Source organism: Sphingomonas sp. CV7422 (genome assembly GCF_027945725.1).
In the GTDB taxonomy this organism is placed as follows: Bacteria; Pseudomonadota; Alphaproteobacteria; order Sphingomonadales; family Sphingomonadaceae; genus Sphingomonas; species Sphingomonas kyungheensis.
The window spans coordinates 3447377-3463211 of record NZ_CP115900.1; the positions used below are offsets into that span (position 1 = coordinate 3447377).

Below are 15835 nucleotides of genomic sequence, written 5' to 3' on the forward strand. Positions count from 1 at the left end.
TGTTAGTTGGGCGGCAGATCGAAATCGTCGGCGCGCCGCTGTTCGGAATTGCGCAGCAGCTCGTCGCTGCGCTGCGGTCGCTGCTGCGTCGTCGGCGTGATCAGCTGCGCCGGCGTCGGCGTCGCCTTGGCGCCGTAAGGCGCGACCGGCAGCGGCCGGCCCGGCGCGGGCTGCAATTCCTTGGCGGCGCCGCAGCCGGCGAGCACCAGCAGCAGCGAGACGACGGGGACGAAGGCGATCGGACGTTTCATCGCAGACTCTCCCGCGCCGCGGCGATCGCGGCGCGCACATTGGCGGGCGCGGTGCCGCCGAAGCTCGTCCGGCTGGCGACCGAGGCATCGACCGACAGCACGTCGTACAGGTTCTGGTTGACGCGGGGATCGATCGCCTCGAACTCGGCATAGGGCAGTTCGTCGAGCCGCACGCCCAGCTCCTCGGCGCGCTTGACCGCGCGGCCGGTGACGTGATGCGCCTCGCGGAACGGCAGCCCCGCTTCGCGCACCAGCCAGTCGGCGAAATCGGTCGCGGTCGCGAAGCCGCTCTCGGCGAGGCCGCGCATCCGGTCGGTGCGGAAGGTCGCGCTGGCGATCATCCCGGTCATCGCCGCGATCGACAGGCCGAGCAGGTCATGGCATTCGAACACCGGCGGCTTGTCGTCCTGCATGTCCTTCGAATAGGCGAGCGGCAGACCCTTCATCGTCACCATCAGGCTGGTCATGCAGCCCATGATCCGCCCGGCATGGCCGCGCACCAGCTCGGCGGCATCGGGATTGCGCTTCTGCGGCATGATCGAGCTGCCCGTCGACCATTGATCCGAGAGGGCGACGAAGCCGAACGGCTGCGACGCCCACAGCACGAATTCCTCGGCGAGCCGCGACAGATGCAGCGCGGTCTGTGTCGCCGCGGTGAGATAGTCGAGCGCGAAGTCGCGGTCGCTCACCGCATCGAGGCTGTTGCGCGTCGGCCCGTCGAAGCCGAGCGCGGCGGCGGTCATCGCGCGGTCGAGCGGAAAGCTCGTCCCCGCGAGCGCCGCCGAGCCGAGCGGGCAGAGGTTCATCCGCGCGCGGGCATCGCGGAAGCGCGACACGTCGCGCGCGATCATCTCGACATAGGCCATCAGATGATGGCCCAGCGTCACCGGCTGCGCGGATTGCAGATGGGTGAAGCCCGGCATCACCGCATCGGCATGCGCCTCGGCGCGGGTCAGCAAGGCGTCGGTCAGCGCGGCGAGCGCGCCGAGCACCTGATCGATCGCGTCGCGCACCCACAGGCGGAAATCGGTCGCGACCTGATCGTTGCGCGAGCGTGCGGTGTGCAGCCGCCCGGCGACCGGGCCGATCAGCGCGGCGAGCTTCGCCTCGGTCTGCATATGGATGTCTTCGAGCGCGAGATCCTCGGCAACGCCGTTCGCCTCGTAATCCGCGGCGACCGCGTCCAGCCCGGCATCGATCGCCGCGGCATCCTCGGCCGCGACGATGCCCTGCTGCGCGAGCATCGCGACATGCGCCTTCGATCCGGCGATATCCTGTCGCCACATCCGCTTGTCGAACGGGATTGACGCGTTAATCTCCCGCATCACCGCGGCGGGCCCTTCGGCGAACCTGCCGCCCCACATCGAATTGGAACCGCTCATGCTCCCGGCCTCTTCCACGCGCGTCGCGATCGTCTGTCTCCTGGCGCTCACCGCCGCGGGCTGCGATAGGCAAAGCACGTCCTCCGGGCAAGCGAACGCGCAAGCCGATGCGACCACCGTATCGCCCGACGAGGCGACCGGCACCAGTTCCGGCGCGGCAATCGGCCTCGATCGCAGCCACAAGGGCACCGCGGCGCCGACCACCCCCTTCACCGATGCCGCGGGCAAGCCGGTGACGCTCGCCGCCTTCCGCGGCCAGCCGGTGCTGGTCAATCTGTGGGCGACCTGGTGCGGCCCCTGCGTCGCCGAGCTGCCGACGCTCGAGGCGCTGGCGAAGAGCGGCCATATCCGCATCGCCGCGATCAGCCAGGACAGCGGCGCCGGCGCCGACGTTCCCGCCTTCCTCAAGGCGCATGGCGCGCCGACGCTCGTCCCCTATCACGACAAGGCGATGGCGCTGGCGACGGGCTGGGGCGCGACGCTGCCGACGACGGTGCTGTTCGACGCTGCGGGCAAGGAGGTGTGGCGCTGGAACGGCGGCAACGACTGGAACAGCGCCGCGGCGGCCAAGCTGATCGCCGAGGCGGGGTGAGGCTGATTCGCGGGATGGTGATTGCGCGGGCAGGCGGGCGTGCCCTCGAATGCAATCCGGACGGGGAAGGTTGAGGCTCGCTGCCCACCATCACGTCCCGGCTGGAAAGGCGCGGCTCTGCAGGTGCTGTCTCGCTTGGGGAGGGGGTGCGTTTCGACACGCTCAGCGCGAACGGCAATTATATCGGGATCGGCCATCCCCCCGCCGTTAGTCCTGAGCTCGTCGAAGGGCGGGGTTCCGCAGGTTGACTTGCGAGGGACCCACTCGGCGACCCGATATGCGCTTCCAACGCGATCAGCTGAGGGTGACCGTCTCCAGTTTCACCACCCGCGCGATCTGCGGCAGGATCTCCCGCACCGCAAAGTCGTGCAGCTCGGCCGAGCGCGACGTGCTCGCATCCTCGACGACGACCACGTCATAGGACAATTCCCACGCGACGCGCGCCGTCGACTCGACGCCGAAATTCGTCGCGATGCCGGCGATCACCACCGTCTTCACGCCGCGGCGGCGCAGCAGCAGATCAAGGTCGGTGCCGGTAAAGGCACCCCAATGATGCTTGAGCACGACGAGGTCGCCGTCCTGCCGCAGCCCGTCGACCAAGGCGCTGAACGCCGGCGGCGTCCCCTCGGCCGGCAGGCGGGGCTGGTCGACATTGAGGCTCGGCATCGTCTCGGGCGTGACGCCGACGTGGACGAGCACCACCGGCGCGCCCGCCTCGCGGAACCGCGCGGCGAGCGTCTTGCCCGCGGCGACGACGGCGTCGGCGCTGTGCGGCCCCTTGTCGCCGGCAACGATGCCGTCTTGCAGGTCGATGAGGATCAGGGCGGTGGAGCGGGGGTCGAAGGTCGGCATGTCGCGCTCAACCGGCCGCGCCCGCCGCGGTTCCCGGCGAGTCGCAGGGCGAGAGGGCGCGCGGCACCCAGATCGCCGAATCGTCGTCGCCATAGGCCTCCGCCTGCCCGTCGAGCGCGGTGACGCCGACCCAGGCGCAGACGATCGCGTCGAGCATGTCCTCATGCGCCTTGGCGTCGATGCCCGAAGGGCGGTCGGCAAGCGGCGGCAGGCGGTCGGCAAGCCCGTCGAACCGCGTCGCGAGCAGCGCCGCGATCCGCCGCCATTCGGCGTGGAGCAACCCGCGCCGCACCGTGAGCGGTTCGCTCGGCCAGTATTTGGCGCTGTTGCCCGCCTTGTACGGCAGGCGCCGCGCGCCACCGGCGAGCCGCACGAGCGCCGGATGCGGATAGACCTCGATCAGGCCGCCCGCCGGCGCATCCTGCATCCGCAGCGGATATCCCGCCGCAGCGAAGCCGGCCCGCAGCCTGTCGCTCAACGCGCCCGGCCGTTCCGCGCTCGGCGAATGGGTCGCGCAATGCCAGGCGCCGAACGCCCGCGCGATCGCGTTATCCGACGGCCTTCGCGCGGTGATCGGCGTCAGCGCCAGCGGCATGTCGATCGCGACCAGTCCGACCGGCGCTCCCGCCAGCCGCTGCGCCGCATCGAGCAGCGCCGGCACGTCGGGCACCGCCCCGGTCGGGGCGCCGTCCAGCGTCTCGCCATGCGCCAGCGCCAGGAAATGCGCATAGGACGGCGCCACCGCCCGCAACGTCCACCGCCCCGCCTGCCGCACGGCGAGCGCGACGCCGCTCGGCCGCGTCGCCGTCCACGCCGCGTCGATGCCGAGCACGACATCCATGATCACAGGAGATGGGAAACCGCCGGAACGGCGAAAACTGGATGCCCGACAAGGGCTGGACTTGCCGAGCAAAAACAACAGCTTGCGTTGTCAAACCTCCCCTCAACCAATCGACTTCTCCCGAGGGGCGCACATAGCGCACTGGCTAACCTTTCACGCGAAATTTCGATCTGCAATCGCTGCAACGCGAAGTGCGCGAGGCCGGAGGCTGTGCCGATGGAGACCGCCCTCGCCCGCGCCTTCGCGAAGGGTTGCGGCACCTGGCCGGTTGGCCCGGAGAAGCAGCGCGGACGTGGATGGTACACGCCATGCCGGACAGTGCAGCTGCTTCGCCGACGCAAGAACGAGGTCGGCCCCCGCTACACGATCTGGACATTCTTCAGCGGCCGACGCGTCGACCTGCGGTTTCCACCTATCGGCTGCAACACCTTCGCCAAGGCGCAGCGCATGGCTTTCGACCGGCTGGAAGAGGCAGGTGGCGCGCGGGTCCTGACGGGTCGGCGCGGTGGCCTCGATCTGGCGCGCGCGGGTGACGTCGTCGGTCTGGAGGACGTCGCATGATCGCGGTCGACGATCTGCTAAAGGTGGCGCTTCGTTATGCGGCGCGCGGGTGGCCGGTGATCCCATGCGACCCCAGGACCAAGCGCCCCTACTTGCCGATGGATCGCGATGGGGACGGCAATCCGATCCGCGGGACCGGAGGCGCAAAGAAAGCGTCGACCGATCCGGAGCAGATTCGGGGGTGGTGGACCAGATGGCCAAAGGCCATGATCGGTGTCGCGGTCGGCGCGGCGGGCTTCATCGTCGTCGATCTCGATCCTCGCACGGACACCATCGTAGACGAAGCGACCGGCGAGATCGTCGGCCAAGACGTCTGGACCCTCGACAGGCTTAAAGCCGAGCTCGCCGCCGCGATGGGTGGCGAGTTGCCGCCGACGCTGATCGGCCTCACCCGATCGGGCGGAGAGCATCACTGGTTTAAGATGCCCGCCGGCATGAACATCGGCAACGTAGGCAGCCTGCCGAAGCACATCGATGTGCGCGGCGCCGGTGGCTACGTCATCGTAGCGCCCAGCCACTTCGCCGGGAACGCCGAGGACGCGGCCGGCGATTACCACTGGCTGACGGACGACGACCCATCCCGGATAGCGGAACTGCCGGACGCCCTGCTCGAGTTGATGCTGCGTCCGGTCGGCAAGGACGTCGCCGCGGCACCTACGCCGGCCCAGAACATGCCTCGGTTCGCCGTCGACATCGACGAAGCTCATCGCCGGTATGCCATGAACGCTCTGGACCGCGAGGTCGGCGAGCTCGCCGCCACGCCCAAGGGCGGTGGCCGGCACGGTGGCCGAAATCAGGGAGCATATCATGCCGCCTTCAACCTTGGACAATTCGTCGGTGCCGGCGCGCTGTCCGAGATCATCGTACGTCAGTCGCTACTGGAGGTGGTCCGCGGCTTCGATGCTGCCGCATACCAGGCGCACGCCAGCGCGATCGACAACGGCATCGAGAATGGGCGGGCCAAGCCTCGCGATCTGACGGCGATCGGCACCAACCGCCGCCAGTCGGGCCGGCCGTCTGCTTCAGGAGACCGGCGATCTTGCGCGCCATCGACGTCCTACGGCGCGACCTCGGCCGACCACTCGGCTGCCGGCCGGCGCAACGGCGGCCGGCCCGACGATCAACCCTCCCGCAATGGGAAGAACAGCTTCGTTTCTCTTCCAGTGGGGGTGGAGCGCGATCGCCATGCCAGCATTGCCGCCGCATGGTTTCGCCGCGCTGTACAGACTCTGGACGGCTCCGCCGATGCGGTAACCGCTCTCGCGTTCGGCGCGGGGCGGCGTTGCGCTGCGGGTCTCCTGGATGACGCGGCCGTCGCCGAAGAGCTGGCTTTTGCTGCCAAGGACCTGCCGGCCGCGACGGCAGCGTCTATCGAGCAGGCGACGTCGGCCGGTCGCGAACGCGGCTTCGACTTGGGCCCTGTTATGCTGACGCTGCGCTGTGCGCGCTACGCCCTCACCGACTTCGGGATCGCCGAGCGCTTCCGCGAGCGCTACGGAGACGACTATCGCTTCACGACCGCGAAGGGTTGGCTCGGCTGGGACGGCCGGCGGTGGAAAGAGCTCGACCAGGACGAGAAGACCACACCCGCGGAGGTGATCGCGGCGGTGTTCAACACCGTGCGGCTGATCCAGCGCGAGGCGCAGCTCGTTGCCGATACTGGATCCAGCAACGCGCTCGATGACGACGGCAAGGCGATAGTCCCGGGGGCTGGCAGTGCGACCGGATTGGACAAGTGGCTGCCGAAGGGCAACTCATTCCAGCTGTTCTCTGACGTCATCCGTGCGTTCGGCCGGAAGTCGGAGACGACGGGCAAGCCTGCCGCCGTCGCGCTGCTCGCCCGACAGTGGTTGACGGTGCCGATCGAGCAGTTCGACCTCGATCCGTTGGCGATCGGCGTGCTGAACGGCACCCTGCGATTTTCGAGCGGCAAGAGCGAGGACGGGAGCCGATGGGCGACGGTCGAGCTGTCTGAGCATCGGCGCGAGGACTACAACACGAAGCTGGCCCCGGTAGATTACGACGCGCAGGCCTCGGCCCCGCTCTACGATGCTATGCTTGCGTGGGCGCAGCCGGAGGAGCCTGTACGGCGCTACCTCCATCAGGTCGGCGGCTATGGGTCGACCGGCCTGACCGGCGAGCACAAGCTTTGGTACAATTACGGACGCGGCCGGAACGGTAAGTCGACGACGATCGATGCGTGGTGTCACGTCCTAGGGGACTATTCCGGGACGACGCTGATCGAGACCTTCCTCGATCAGGGGATCAAGAAGCGCGGCGATCAGGCGTCGCCCGATCTCGCCCGCCTCGGCGGTGTCCGCATGCTTCGCGCATCGGAGCCGGACCGCGATGCCAAGCTCAACGCCGCGTTGGTGAAGTTCGCCACTGGCGGCGAGCCGGTCCCGACCCGGGCGCTGCATCGCGGCTTCTTCGAGCTCGTTCCCCGCTTCAAACTCATCATGAGCGGCAACAGCAAGCCCGGCATCCCCGACACCGACGACGGCATCTGGAGCCGGATGAAGCTGGTCTCCTGGCTGAAGAACATCGACCTCGAATTGAACGAGGACGGGACGCCGAAGAAGGACCCGGAGCTCCTCGACAAGATCAAGCGGCAAGAAGCGTCCGGCGTATTCCTGCGCCTGGTGCAGGGCCTACTCGACTATCTGCGGCATGGGCTGGTCGAGCCGTCGTCGGTAACGGCCGACACGCAGGCCTATCGCGATGCCAGCGATCCGCTCGCTCGCTTCCTGCGTGAATGCGTCGTCCCCGACGACAAGGCGAGCGTCCAGTCGTCGATCCTGCATGGCGTGTTCGTGGCGTGGGCTCGCGCTGCCGGCGAGCGCGAGTGGACCAACAAGGGCTTCTCCAGCGCGATGACGGAGAAGGGCTACCGCAAGCACAAGTCCAACGGGATGTATTGGCTGGAGCTGCGCCTGACCCGCGCCGCGTCCGACTTTGTCAACGACGACGGGACCGTGCGCGTCCTCGACGACAGCGCGTCCGCCGCGCCGCGCGCGCCACCCGCCCCCGCCCCGCCCGACCCGGCCGACTGGCCGGACGACTGGCCGGTGTGATCCTCCCAAGCTGGGATGGTCGTGGGAAGATTGTGGGAAGCAGAAACGGCAGTTTTCTGCGGGATTGGGAGGGTAGGAAGGGTTTCGATGATGTTCCGTACAACGTGCATGCGCACACATGCGCGCATGTGCGCGACAAAACATACGATAACTATTCCAACCCTCCCAATCCTCCCATGAAAAGAAACTAAGTCATTGGGATATAACGATATGACTAAATTTGATGGTGGGAGGTTCGAGGCTTTTGGTGGGAAGGTTGCGGGAGGATCGACAGCGGTAAGCTGCTCCCCGGCCATGCTGCCCCCCGCCTCATGCGATCGACCGCTGTCCAAAATTGGACAGCAGACCCGCCCTGGCGAGGTCGGCGCGCCTGATGGTTTGCTGCGCAAAAGTGCACAGCAGTTGCACACCGTCGACAAGCCGAAAGTTTGCTATCCAGAATTGTGCAGCAAACATCTCGCCTGCTGCGCGATGGGCACCCCCCCGGGGGGGGGGTATAATCTGGTGGGGAGGCGTTCGACCTAGACCGCAACGGTCTCACGCGGGGACTTTTTTCTCGCTGAGCGGATTTTCGAGGTCGCTGACGGTTGAATTAGCCGCCCTAGACGCCCGTGGGCGTGCTGTAGGTGGCGAGACTGCCGCGAAAGGTCTCCTCCCCGCGAGTCGCCGGCATGCACAGCGTAGCGCGGCCGATGTGGCAATGGCGGTACCACCCTCCGCTGCCAACCTGCGGCTCGCTCCGGCGTCATTTAATTTCCCAGCCGCTACGGTGCGCGCATGAGCCTCGGGACGCTGACCGATCTCGCTCAACTCGACGGGATGCCGAGCTACCCGTCGCTGGCGCGGTTCATCGCGACGCGCAACGATTTTCCGGTCATCCAGCACGGGCAGTACGGCAAACCGTTCATCCTGGACCTCGACGCCGCAGCAGTCTTCGTGCGGGAGCACTGGCGGGACGGCCGCAACGAGAGACGTCGCCGTCGTCTCGCCGCGATAATGGAGGCCGCCCCGATCGGCACGACGGGCCAGCTGGACCTGTTCGACGATGCTGTTCGTGGAAGGCCGCCGCGATGAGCGGCAGCATCCGCCTCGGCGCACCGGGCGTGCGACCGACCGTCGGCGATCTCCGCCGAGTCCGGGACATGCTGGCGTCCGCCGGCGACTCCTCGGCGGCTAGCGTCGCGGGAGCCTTGGGGATCATCCTTCGCGGTGGAGACGCGGTGACCGCACTCGGGCTGAAGGCTGCGACGGGCCGGCGGTCGGCGCTGACGATCGACCGTATCGCGGCTCGCGACGATCTCCTCCGTCGGCTGGCTTCGGCGCACTACCAAGGTATGTCGACGAGCGGGCAAGCGCGCGAGATCGCCAAGGAGGCGAACTCGTACGCGCGCCGAGCTGCTGGCCTCGACGTCGACTTGGACGACATGCCGACGAGCTATCTTGGCCGGCCGCGCGAATACCTGTTCCACATCGCCCGCCTGCCGGCCTCTGTCCCCAGCGAGCGAACGATCCGCGTGATCCTGTCCGTGTGAGCGTCGCCGATTGGCAGCAAGCCGCAGCTTTTCGCTGCCAGCGGCTGGGCGCACGAAGCAACCGAAACCAGACGACACAAAGGAGGTAACGATGGCTCGAGCACTAAACCTGACGGGAGAGGATGTGTTAGTCCCGACCCGGAGCGACGTCGATCGCGAGGCGAATGACGAACTTGCCAACACTCGACGGATTCAACGTTTCGAAGGTGCCTTGCGTCGACGTAAGCAGGAGTCCGACGCCGTTAAGGAGCGTTTTGAGATCCAGCTTGTCCCGCTTGCTGAGCACCCGGACTATGCAGAACTCGCGGTCAAGCACCTTCGGATCGGCACGCGTCGCGCCGAACTCAGCCGCGAATTGAGCGAGACCATCACATCGATCGCGCGCGGCATGTCCGCGTACAACAAGCATCGCATTGATCGGCAGGCGCAGGCGATCATCGACGGTGTAGAGGCCGACCCGTTTCAGGGTTTCGAAGAGTTGAGGAGCCGCCAGACGCGCCTCGAAAATGAGGTCCGTAGCCACGTCAGGGCGCAGGCTCAGGTCTGGTCTGACATGGAGACGATGCGTTCGGAGCGGTCGATCGATGCGGCCGAGGCGGTGCGGCCCGCGCACATGTCGATCGCCTCAGTGATCGCCGACGCGTGCGCGACCCTCCAGGAGGCGCTGCGCCTCGAGACGGCGATCCACGACGTCGCGAAGGACGCTGGCTACGACGATCGCCTCCGCAACCTTCAGGGCATTGCCAACCTGGCCGAACTGGAGTCGCGCGCGCGCGAGTGCGCCCGGTGAGCTGGCGCGCGGGCATCCATGGCTACGTCGCCCGGTGGGGGGTCGTCACGGGCGTCATCGGACGCCCGCATGCGCCGCACCTAGCGCGCCCCGCGAGGTTTGAGCGCAACTGCTTTTCCTACGACGCTGCCACGGTGGAAATCTGGTTCATGCACCGTGAGGCACAAAAGGTCGGTGGAGGTAAAGATATCGGTCTTCAGATTTGGTCCGACGACTACGGTCTGGCGTTCGCCTTCAAACCCCCGTCAACTGCCTGGAGCCTCGTCTGCGGGATTTCCGAAGGCCGGTACGATCAATGCTCCGCTGGGTACGACATGGAAGCCGCTACCACACAGCGGCAGGGCAACGTCTTCTTCGACAGCGTTTCGAGAGCGACTCTTAACGAGATAAGCATCTGCCCTCGTGGAGCATGTCCGGGCGCTGTCTGCTGGCACGCTGCCGCGCATCCGCTTGGCTTGCCACCCCACGCGGCTGCGCTGCTCCCGATATGGGAAGCAAGCCGGGTTATCTCCCAGCGAGCGGCCTAGCATGAACGAGCTTCCGGCCGCCTCCACCTTGTGGGCGTTACATCCACGCTACCTCGATGCCATCCAGCGGCAGACGGCTACCGCTGCCCTGATGCCCAGCTTTGTATCGCGTCTGGTCGCGGGCATGGCAGGCGCGGGGCGTCCGGCACAATCAGCTACGCCGGAGCGCCAGGGCTCCACCCTCATCGTGCCCGTGACAGGTGTCCTTGCTCCTCAAGGCATGGTCGCGGGCGGCACGCCTTACGACCTGATCGCCGATCATGTCCGCGAGGCCGCCGCGGACAAGTCCGTCGCAACGATCGTCCTGGCTGTGCGCAGCCCCGCGGGACGGTGTGGGGATGCGAGGAGGTCGGTGACGCGATCCACGCGGCGCGCACCGTGAAGCCGGTGATCGCCGTCGCCGATCCCTACTGCTTCTCGGCCGCTTACTGGCTATCGACGCAGGCCAGCAAGTTCTACGTCACCAAGTCCGGTGAGGTCGGATCAGTCGGCGTGCGTTCCGGTCATACCGACATGTTCGGCTTCGAGGCGAAGATCGGCATGAAGACAACGCTGATCGCGTCGTCTTCGGACAAGATCGCCGCGCACCCCTACGCGCCCCTTTCCGACAAGGACCGAGCCGAGATCCAAACCGGCGTTGATGCCGCCAATCGACGCTTCATGGTCGCAATTGCCAGGGGGCGGGGGTTGCGACTGGCCGACGTCGCTCGCGTCCATGGCACTGGCAAGACATTCTCCGCCGCGCGCGCTCTGGCGCGCGGTGCCATCGATGGCGTGGCCACGATGCGCGAAGTTTTGGCCCGTCAAGGGTCACCGCAAATACGGCTTGGCCTCATGCGCCGGCAGGCCGCACTGATGGAGATCGCGGCCTCCATTTGATGCGAACTGCATAGTTCGATACGAGGCTGCAATAGCTGTCATTGAGGTTAGCCTTTCGAAACGGTCACAAGCAACTACCTTTTGCCAGCTCGATCGGGTTGGGAGAGCGACCGACAGTGCCCAAAGCGGCCATGAGCGGCTCCGCGCCACCCATTGAATTTAACACTTCAAAACCGATAGTCTCTGTTCATGGCTACCGACACTGACATCCGCCTGCGAAGCCGGCTCGACTCCAATCAGCGTGACCGCGAGCAGATGTGTCGCGCAGTTCTCTCGCTTGATGCTCGCTACACCGAGGTGAGGCCGCGCCATCCACTCGGCGGACGTGACGGCGGTCGTGACATAGAGGCTCACTTCGGCGGCGCTCTCAAAACATTTGGAGCAGTCGGCTTCGCGAACAGCGCGAACGACTCCGACGAGCAGAAGAAGAAGATTCGACGCAAATTCAAAGACGATCTTAAGTCGGCGATGGCTGCCGAACCGGCGCCAAAAGCCTTCGTATTTCTTACCAACGTACACTTCACGATGGGTGAACAGGACGAGATGAAGAAGGAGGCGAGCAATGCGGGGATTGAGCACTGCGACATCCTAGACCGCGAACGCCTTCGCATCGAGCTGGATTCACCTAGCGGCTTCTTTATTCGCTTTCAGTATCTTGGCATCCCGCTTTCCGAGGCCGAGCAGGCGAGCTTCCTTTCGCGCTACGGTGCCCAGATCCAAGATGTTGTTACCAGTGGCTTCCAGAAGGTCGAGAAGACGTTGGACCGGTTACTCTTTCTATCAGAGGCGAGGGACCCCCTTGACGCGCTCAGCTTTCGCTTCGTCCTGAAAAAGCCCTACCTCGCTAGCGAGATCGGACATTTTCGGGCGTTCGTGTTCCTTACCCTCAATGAATTTCGACCTGGGATGCACACGCTCTGGTTCGGCAGCTCCGACAAATCCGACCGTTTCCGCGATGACTTGGACGACAAGCGTCGAGACACGACGGCGGGCATCGGAAACGGCATAGGATCTGGACAGTGGGAGCTGTATCTTCCCGCCGACCTAGAATCCTACAACCAGAAGGCGGAAGACGCGCCCGTTGGGCAAGACGCTTCGGAGACCGCCAAGATTAGACTCGAGTATGAGCAGACAAGCTGGACAAGCGGGCGTGGCCTTGATCCGGTGCAGGCGCTCGTCGCGACTTACCGCCATGCGGATTGCCATCGACCGCCGTTGCCGACGCTCGCGCTTCGAAATCTTGAGGATGGAATGTTTCTCCCGTTTGTTAATGGCGAGCTTGCGGATAAGATCCACTCGATCCAAGTGTTCGCAAATGGATATAAGCTCGCGGATTTCGGTCCGTCTGACTTTCGGATTGACCGCAGCAGATGCGGAGAAAGCATGCCGACCAAGTTTAGTGATGCTGAAATGGCGGATCCATGGGTCAGACTTCGCCCAACTAGCATGAACTCAGCTTACAGGTTCCGCTTCGGTGAGGTAACGCCGAAGCGAACCTATGGGCATGAGCAACCGATCGACAGTCCACCTCCGCCCGAGCTGAGCTGAGCTGATCAACGAGGCATTCAAGTTAAGACAGTTTGACGGGATCCTGTGCTTTTCTCTGCCACCAGTATTTGTGAGGCCTCTCTTACAAGGCTACGGGCGGTTTTCGGTCGATCTCGACGCCTGCGGCCGAGAAGAGTGTCTCCTCCGCCTCAGGCAGCGGCAATTCCCATGTGCTCACCACGTCCATATCAAGCGCCTTAGCGAAAGTGATGAGGTTGCGATCATCGGCATAAAGGCGCGTGGTCCGATGCACACGTGCGATTGCGACGATCTGACGATCGATCTTCACCTTCTGATAGGGTGCTGACGAACCGCCGCGCTTATCGCCGGCGTCCTTCGCGGCGCGGGTCATCATGGCAGTCTCTACCGCCGCCCGAATGTCGAACGGCTCGATCCGAAGTCTCGCCTGACTGGTTAGCTGCTCCAGCACGGCCGGTGCCCCGTCGCCGGCGATCACCAGCATCTCCGCCAGCACGGGGGTCGGTACGATGATCGTATCCGAGGCGTTCAAGCTGGCAAGCAGATGCTCGATGCGTTCGCGAGCATTGCTGACCGGAACGCCAGACTGATCAGTCGGTGGTTCCCCCGATGGATTTACGAGCAGCGCGAGAGCAGAGCTGTCCACCGTCAGGATCAACGATCTTCATCCTCTTGGGAGCGGAGCGACGCGGTTCGGCGATACGCATCAGGATCCATCAGGCCGTTGCCGGCTGCCGATCGGATGGCAGCAAGGGTGTCGGTCACGGGGCGTTCGTCTAGCCGCTCGACTCGCTCGACCTTGAAGTCCGACATCCGCCACACGCCGTCTGTCTGCCGCTCGAAGCGACCGTTCCCGTGCAGACGGACGGTAGGTCCGTATAGAAGGGGCGCGAGATCGCGTGCCATGTCGCGCTTCATCTCCACCCCGGTGTGGAAGACATCCCCGTCCTGAAGCGTCGCGTGTGCGGTAGTGTCCCGCCCGCCGATCGCGACGATCATGCCATCGATGGTGGCACTCTCGCGGAACGGAGGAAATGTGAGAGGCTTGGGACGGTTGCGCCCTACGAACGGCAGCACGACGCGGCCCGTAGCCTTCTCGCGAAGAACTCCCACCGCGTTATCATTTGCGAGAAGATCCTCGAGCTGCTGACGAGCTTTCACGCCGTCCTTGGTGCCGGCACCGATGCGAATGTCATTGATGCGGGTTTCGACCTTCGGCGCGTCCACGGCGTCCACCATATGGACGAGTTCCGCGCTGCCTGGGTCGACACGCAGAAAATGGGTGTGCTCCGGATGCCCGAGCATCCTCGATAGGGCTGTCAGATATTCCGCAAGGCGGGCCATAGGCAGGCTCGTGGGTGAGAATGCGTCGATGCTGAAGACATATTCAACCGGTCCCACGGTCAGCCTCCTACCGCATCGCAGGGCATACGCCCAAGATGCCGGACAGCTGCCGCACGGCGCGCGGCGTAGATGTCGGCTGCATGGGCTGCGTCGTCCATGACGCAGCTATAGCCATATTGGCTTACCGGATTACAGCTACATTCTGCGCCGCCTGCCGCAGCCGGCCGAGCGAGATCGGCTACCCCTTTTTTTCACGATCCCGTGAAGCCGAAAGGTCCTTCGTCTCATAGCCATCCTGGAGCTTCGCGAGATACTGAGGCCCAGGCCTATTGGGTTTCACCGGAGACTGCTGGGTCGCGGTGCCGGGCTTAATTGGAGGATCTTTAGCCACGACGTCAGTCTTCCCGCTTGCCGCTCGGCGAACTGGGCGGTGCGCCCCCGCCGGGCTGCTTGACCCGACCAGTGACGCTGTTGCCGAGCTCTGTGCCACGTTTCGCCATGTACTGCGGCGACGGAGGCGTTGGCCGAGTCGGCGCCTGTACCGTGCCGGTAGGACGTTGGGTTGGCCGCTTCACCATCTCTACTTCTCGCGTACCTTTGGCGGCTTGGATTTCATTCCCCAGAAGCTCGCGCCCTCGGTCACCATCCGGGACTTCGGCGGAGTTGGGCGCACCGGCACGAACTGCCCCGTTGCGCTGCTCCTGTGAACCGACTTGCCGTTCTTCTGCGCCATTTTGCACCTCAGCCGGACCAGAGAAATCCTTGTAAACGAATATAGTCGCTTCGCATAGGAATGCGAGCACGAAGCCCGTGAGCATGAATAGCAGCGCCTTGCTCCGAGCGGCCATCCGGGTGCCGTTCAGGACGAAATTGGTGCGTGCGGCCGACCCATGTTGATCGATCATGAATAGGCGAAGCTCTTCAACGACCTTCGCGTCTAGATCGTCCCCTTCCAAGCCGAGCGCAGAATGATACTCGTTCATCTCCTCCGCGAACCTTTTCACCTCCTCGTCACTGGAGGGATATTCGTATTCTCTTTTACGAAGGATCGGTACGAACCATCTAAGAGCCCAGGCCAAGCTACCGATCGCAAGTATCAAGAAGATATGCGAAACGACTGGAATGAACGACCCCGCGATCTTCGGCGTATCAGTTGCCGCACGCCCGGCCATGGCGGCGATGAATGCGAACGTAGCAGCGAAAAAGGGCAATGACCGCCATACCGATTCGTCGAGTTCGAGCTGTCGCTTGAACGATTCGTTGGCGAGCTCACTCATGTACTTCAACGCGTCGGGACCAATTCCCGGCTCTTCTAAATCTTGATCTTGAGGAGTTACTACCGGGTCGAAAGTATCAGCTCCTCGACGTAGGAGGTCAGCGACTGCAGCGCGTCCTGCACTTAGAGCCTTTTGCATGCCGGCGGGGACTTAAAGAAACGCTTTCATATCATACGCGCGCGGCTCGTCTTTCAGCCAAACACAGGCAACAAAAGACTCACCGTCCTGTATAAAACCGGCACGCTCAACTAGGAGATCGGCAGGCTCGTGGTTGGTGTAGCGCAGCATCTGCCCGACCGCAGGCACTGCCTCGAAGTCGAAGTCTTCTCCAAGATAGTCAAAATCCGCGTCGTTTGCTGGGCGGAATACACGTACCTTCATGCGATTATCCTTGGGCTGGAGAGGC

At 64.7% G+C, this 15835-nt stretch carries 18 protein-coding genes; 10 read left to right on the plus strand and 8 right to left on the minus strand.

The features are described from left to right. Positions 1-2: 2 nt before the first annotated feature. The gene (locus PBN85_RS16305) at positions 3-251 is read right to left on the minus strand and encodes a hypothetical protein (RefSeq protein WP_037535185.1); all 249 of its coding nucleotides are present in this window, start codon (positions 249-251) and stop codon (positions 3-5) included. Further along, the gene (gene argH / locus PBN85_RS16310; RefSeq protein WP_271300915.1) at positions 248-1615 is read right to left on the minus strand and encodes an argininosuccinate lyase; all 1368 of its coding nucleotides are present in this window, start codon (positions 1613-1615) and stop codon (positions 248-250) included. Before argH ends, PBN85_RS16305 begins: the two co-directional genes overlap by 4 nt. Before the next feature lie 16 nt (positions 1616-1631). Between argH and PBN85_RS16315 the strand changes: the two genes are divergently transcribed. Beyond that, positions 1632-2225, plus strand: a complete 594-nt coding sequence (locus PBN85_RS16315; protein WP_271299642.1) for a TlpA family protein disulfide reductase — start codon at positions 1632-1634, stop codon at positions 2223-2225. Between the two features lie 294 nt (positions 2226-2519). Here the strand turns inward: PBN85_RS16315 and PBN85_RS16320 are convergent, their stop codons facing one another. Then, positions 2520-3077: an isochorismatase family protein gene (locus PBN85_RS16320; protein ID WP_271299643.1), complete on the minus strand. Its 558-nt coding sequence runs from the start codon at positions 3075-3077 to the stop codon at positions 2520-2522. Between the two features lie 7 nt (positions 3078-3084). After that, entirely contained in the window at positions 3085-3918 is an 834-nt protein-coding gene (locus PBN85_RS16325) for a DUF429 domain-containing protein (RefSeq protein WP_271299644.1), read from the minus strand. A 216-nt stretch (positions 3919-4134) separates the two neighbouring features. Here PBN85_RS16325 and PBN85_RS16330 point away from each other — a divergent pair, with 216 nt between their 5' ends. The 9 genes from PBN85_RS16330 (at position 4135) to PBN85_RS16365 (ending at position 12829) form a co-directional block, all read left to right on the plus strand. Continuing rightward, positions 4135-4479: a hypothetical protein gene (locus PBN85_RS16330; protein WP_271299645.1), complete on the plus strand. Its 345-nt coding sequence runs from the start codon at positions 4135-4137 to the stop codon at positions 4477-4479. After that, entirely contained in the window at positions 4476-7553 is a 3078-nt protein-coding gene (locus PBN85_RS16335) for a phage/plasmid primase, P4 family (RefSeq protein WP_271299646.1), read from the plus strand. The genes PBN85_RS16330 and PBN85_RS16335 overlap by 4 nt, the downstream gene beginning before the upstream one ends. A 777-nt stretch (positions 7554-8330) precedes the next feature. Further along, positions 8331-8627, plus strand: coding sequence for a hypothetical protein (locus PBN85_RS16340; RefSeq protein ID WP_271299647.1), 297 nt, complete (start codon positions 8331-8333; stop codon positions 8625-8627). Then, positions 8624-9085, plus strand: coding sequence for a hypothetical protein (locus PBN85_RS16345; RefSeq protein WP_271299648.1), 462 nt, complete (start codon positions 8624-8626; stop codon positions 9083-9085). Before PBN85_RS16340 ends, PBN85_RS16345 begins: the two co-directional genes overlap by 4 nt. A gap of 124 nt (positions 9086-9209) precedes the next feature. Then, positions 9210-9875 carry a hypothetical protein gene (locus PBN85_RS16350; protein WP_271299649.1) on the plus strand — a complete coding sequence of 222 codons (666 nt, stop codon included), beginning with the start codon at positions 9210-9212 and terminating at the stop codon, positions 9873-9875. Next, on the plus strand, positions 9872-10402 hold the full coding sequence (locus PBN85_RS19025; protein ID WP_443026753.1) for an HK97 family phage prohead protease: 531 nt from the start codon (positions 9872-9874) through the stop codon (positions 10400-10402). The genes PBN85_RS16350 and PBN85_RS19025 overlap by 4 nt, the downstream gene beginning before the upstream one ends. A 1-nt stretch (position 10403) precedes the next feature. Next, positions 10404-10784 (plus strand): hypothetical protein, encoded by a 381-nt coding sequence (locus PBN85_RS16355; protein ID WP_271299650.1) that lies wholly within the window; start codon positions 10404-10406, stop codon positions 10782-10784. Beyond that, positions 10781-11281 (plus strand): S49 family peptidase, encoded by a 501-nt coding sequence (locus PBN85_RS16360; RefSeq protein ID WP_271299651.1) that lies wholly within the window; start codon positions 10781-10783, stop codon positions 11279-11281. Before PBN85_RS16355 ends, PBN85_RS16360 begins: the two co-directional genes overlap by 4 nt. Positions 11282-11470: 189 nt before the next feature. Beyond that, positions 11471-12829, plus strand: a complete 1359-nt coding sequence (locus tag PBN85_RS16365; protein ID WP_271299652.1) for a hypothetical protein — start codon at positions 11471-11473, stop codon at positions 12827-12829. Positions 12830-12911: 82 nt separating this feature from the next. Here PBN85_RS16365 and PBN85_RS16370 read toward each other — a convergent pair whose 3' ends face one another. The 4 genes from PBN85_RS16370 to PBN85_RS16385 all read right to left on the minus strand — a co-directional run bounded on the left by PBN85_RS16370 (position 12912) and on the right by PBN85_RS16385 (position 15810). Then, positions 12912-13466: a hypothetical protein gene (locus PBN85_RS16370; RefSeq protein WP_271299653.1), complete on the minus strand. Its 555-nt coding sequence runs from the start codon at positions 13464-13466 to the stop codon at positions 12912-12914. Further along, on the minus strand, positions 13463-14209 hold the full coding sequence (locus PBN85_RS16375) for a hypothetical protein (protein ID WP_271299654.1): 747 nt from the start codon (positions 14207-14209) through the stop codon (positions 13463-13465). The genes PBN85_RS16370 and PBN85_RS16375 overlap by 4 nt, the downstream gene beginning before the upstream one ends. Before the next feature lie 338 nt (positions 14210-14547). Next, a complete protein-coding gene (locus PBN85_RS16380; RefSeq protein ID WP_271299655.1) occupies positions 14548-15429 on the minus strand; it encodes a hypothetical protein in 882 nt (293 codons plus the stop codon). A 150-nt stretch (positions 15430-15579) separates the two neighbouring features. After that, a complete protein-coding gene (locus PBN85_RS16385; protein WP_271299656.1) occupies positions 15580-15810 on the minus strand; it encodes a hypothetical protein in 231 nt (76 codons plus the stop codon). Between the last annotated feature and the right edge of the window lie 25 nt (positions 15811-15835).

Excerpts from the sequence above, each read along its gene's own strand:
- PBN85_RS16330 (WP_271299645.1), top strand. The coding sequence starts at position 4,135 with ATGGAGACCGCCCTCGCCCGCGCCTTCGCGAAGGGTTGCGGCACCTGG.
- argH (WP_271300915.1), bottom strand. The coding sequence starts at position 1,615 with ATGTGGGGCGGCAGGTTCGCCGAAGGGCCCGCCGCGGTGATGCGGGAG.
- PBN85_RS16385 (WP_271299656.1), bottom strand. The coding sequence starts at position 15,810 with ATGAAGGTACGTGTATTCCGCCCAGCAAACGACGCGGATTTTGACTAT.
- PBN85_RS16340 (WP_271299647.1), top strand. The coding sequence starts at position 8,331 with ATGAGCCTCGGGACGCTGACCGATCTCGCTCAACTCGACGGGATGCCG.
- PBN85_RS16355 (WP_271299650.1), top strand. The coding sequence starts at position 10,404 with ATGAACGAGCTTCCGGCCGCCTCCACCTTGTGGGCGTTACATCCACGC.
- PBN85_RS16335 (WP_271299646.1), top strand. The coding sequence starts at position 4,476 with ATGATCGCGGTCGACGATCTGCTAAAGGTGGCGCTTCGTTATGCGGCG.
- PBN85_RS16305 (WP_037535185.1), bottom strand. The coding sequence starts at position 251 with ATGAAACGTCCGATCGCCTTCGTCCCCGTCGTCTCGCTGCTGCTGGTG.
- PBN85_RS16325 (WP_271299644.1), bottom strand. The coding sequence starts at position 3,918 with ATGGATGTCGTGCTCGGCATCGACGCGGCGTGGACGGCGACGCGGCCG.
- PBN85_RS16345 (WP_271299648.1), top strand. The coding sequence starts at position 8,624 with ATGAGCGGCAGCATCCGCCTCGGCGCACCGGGCGTGCGACCGACCGTC.
- PBN85_RS16320 (WP_271299643.1), bottom strand. The coding sequence starts at position 3,077 with ATGCCGACCTTCGACCCCCGCTCCACCGCCCTGATCCTCATCGACCTG.
- PBN85_RS16365 (WP_271299652.1), top strand. The coding sequence starts at position 11,471 with ATGGCTACCGACACTGACATCCGCCTGCGAAGCCGGCTCGACTCCAAT.
- PBN85_RS16315 (WP_271299642.1), top strand. The coding sequence starts at position 1,632 with ATGCTCCCGGCCTCTTCCACGCGCGTCGCGATCGTCTGTCTCCTGGCG.
- PBN85_RS16380 (WP_271299655.1), bottom strand. The coding sequence starts at position 15,429 with ATGAGTGAGCTCGCCAACGAATCGTTCAAGCGACAGCTCGAACTCGAC.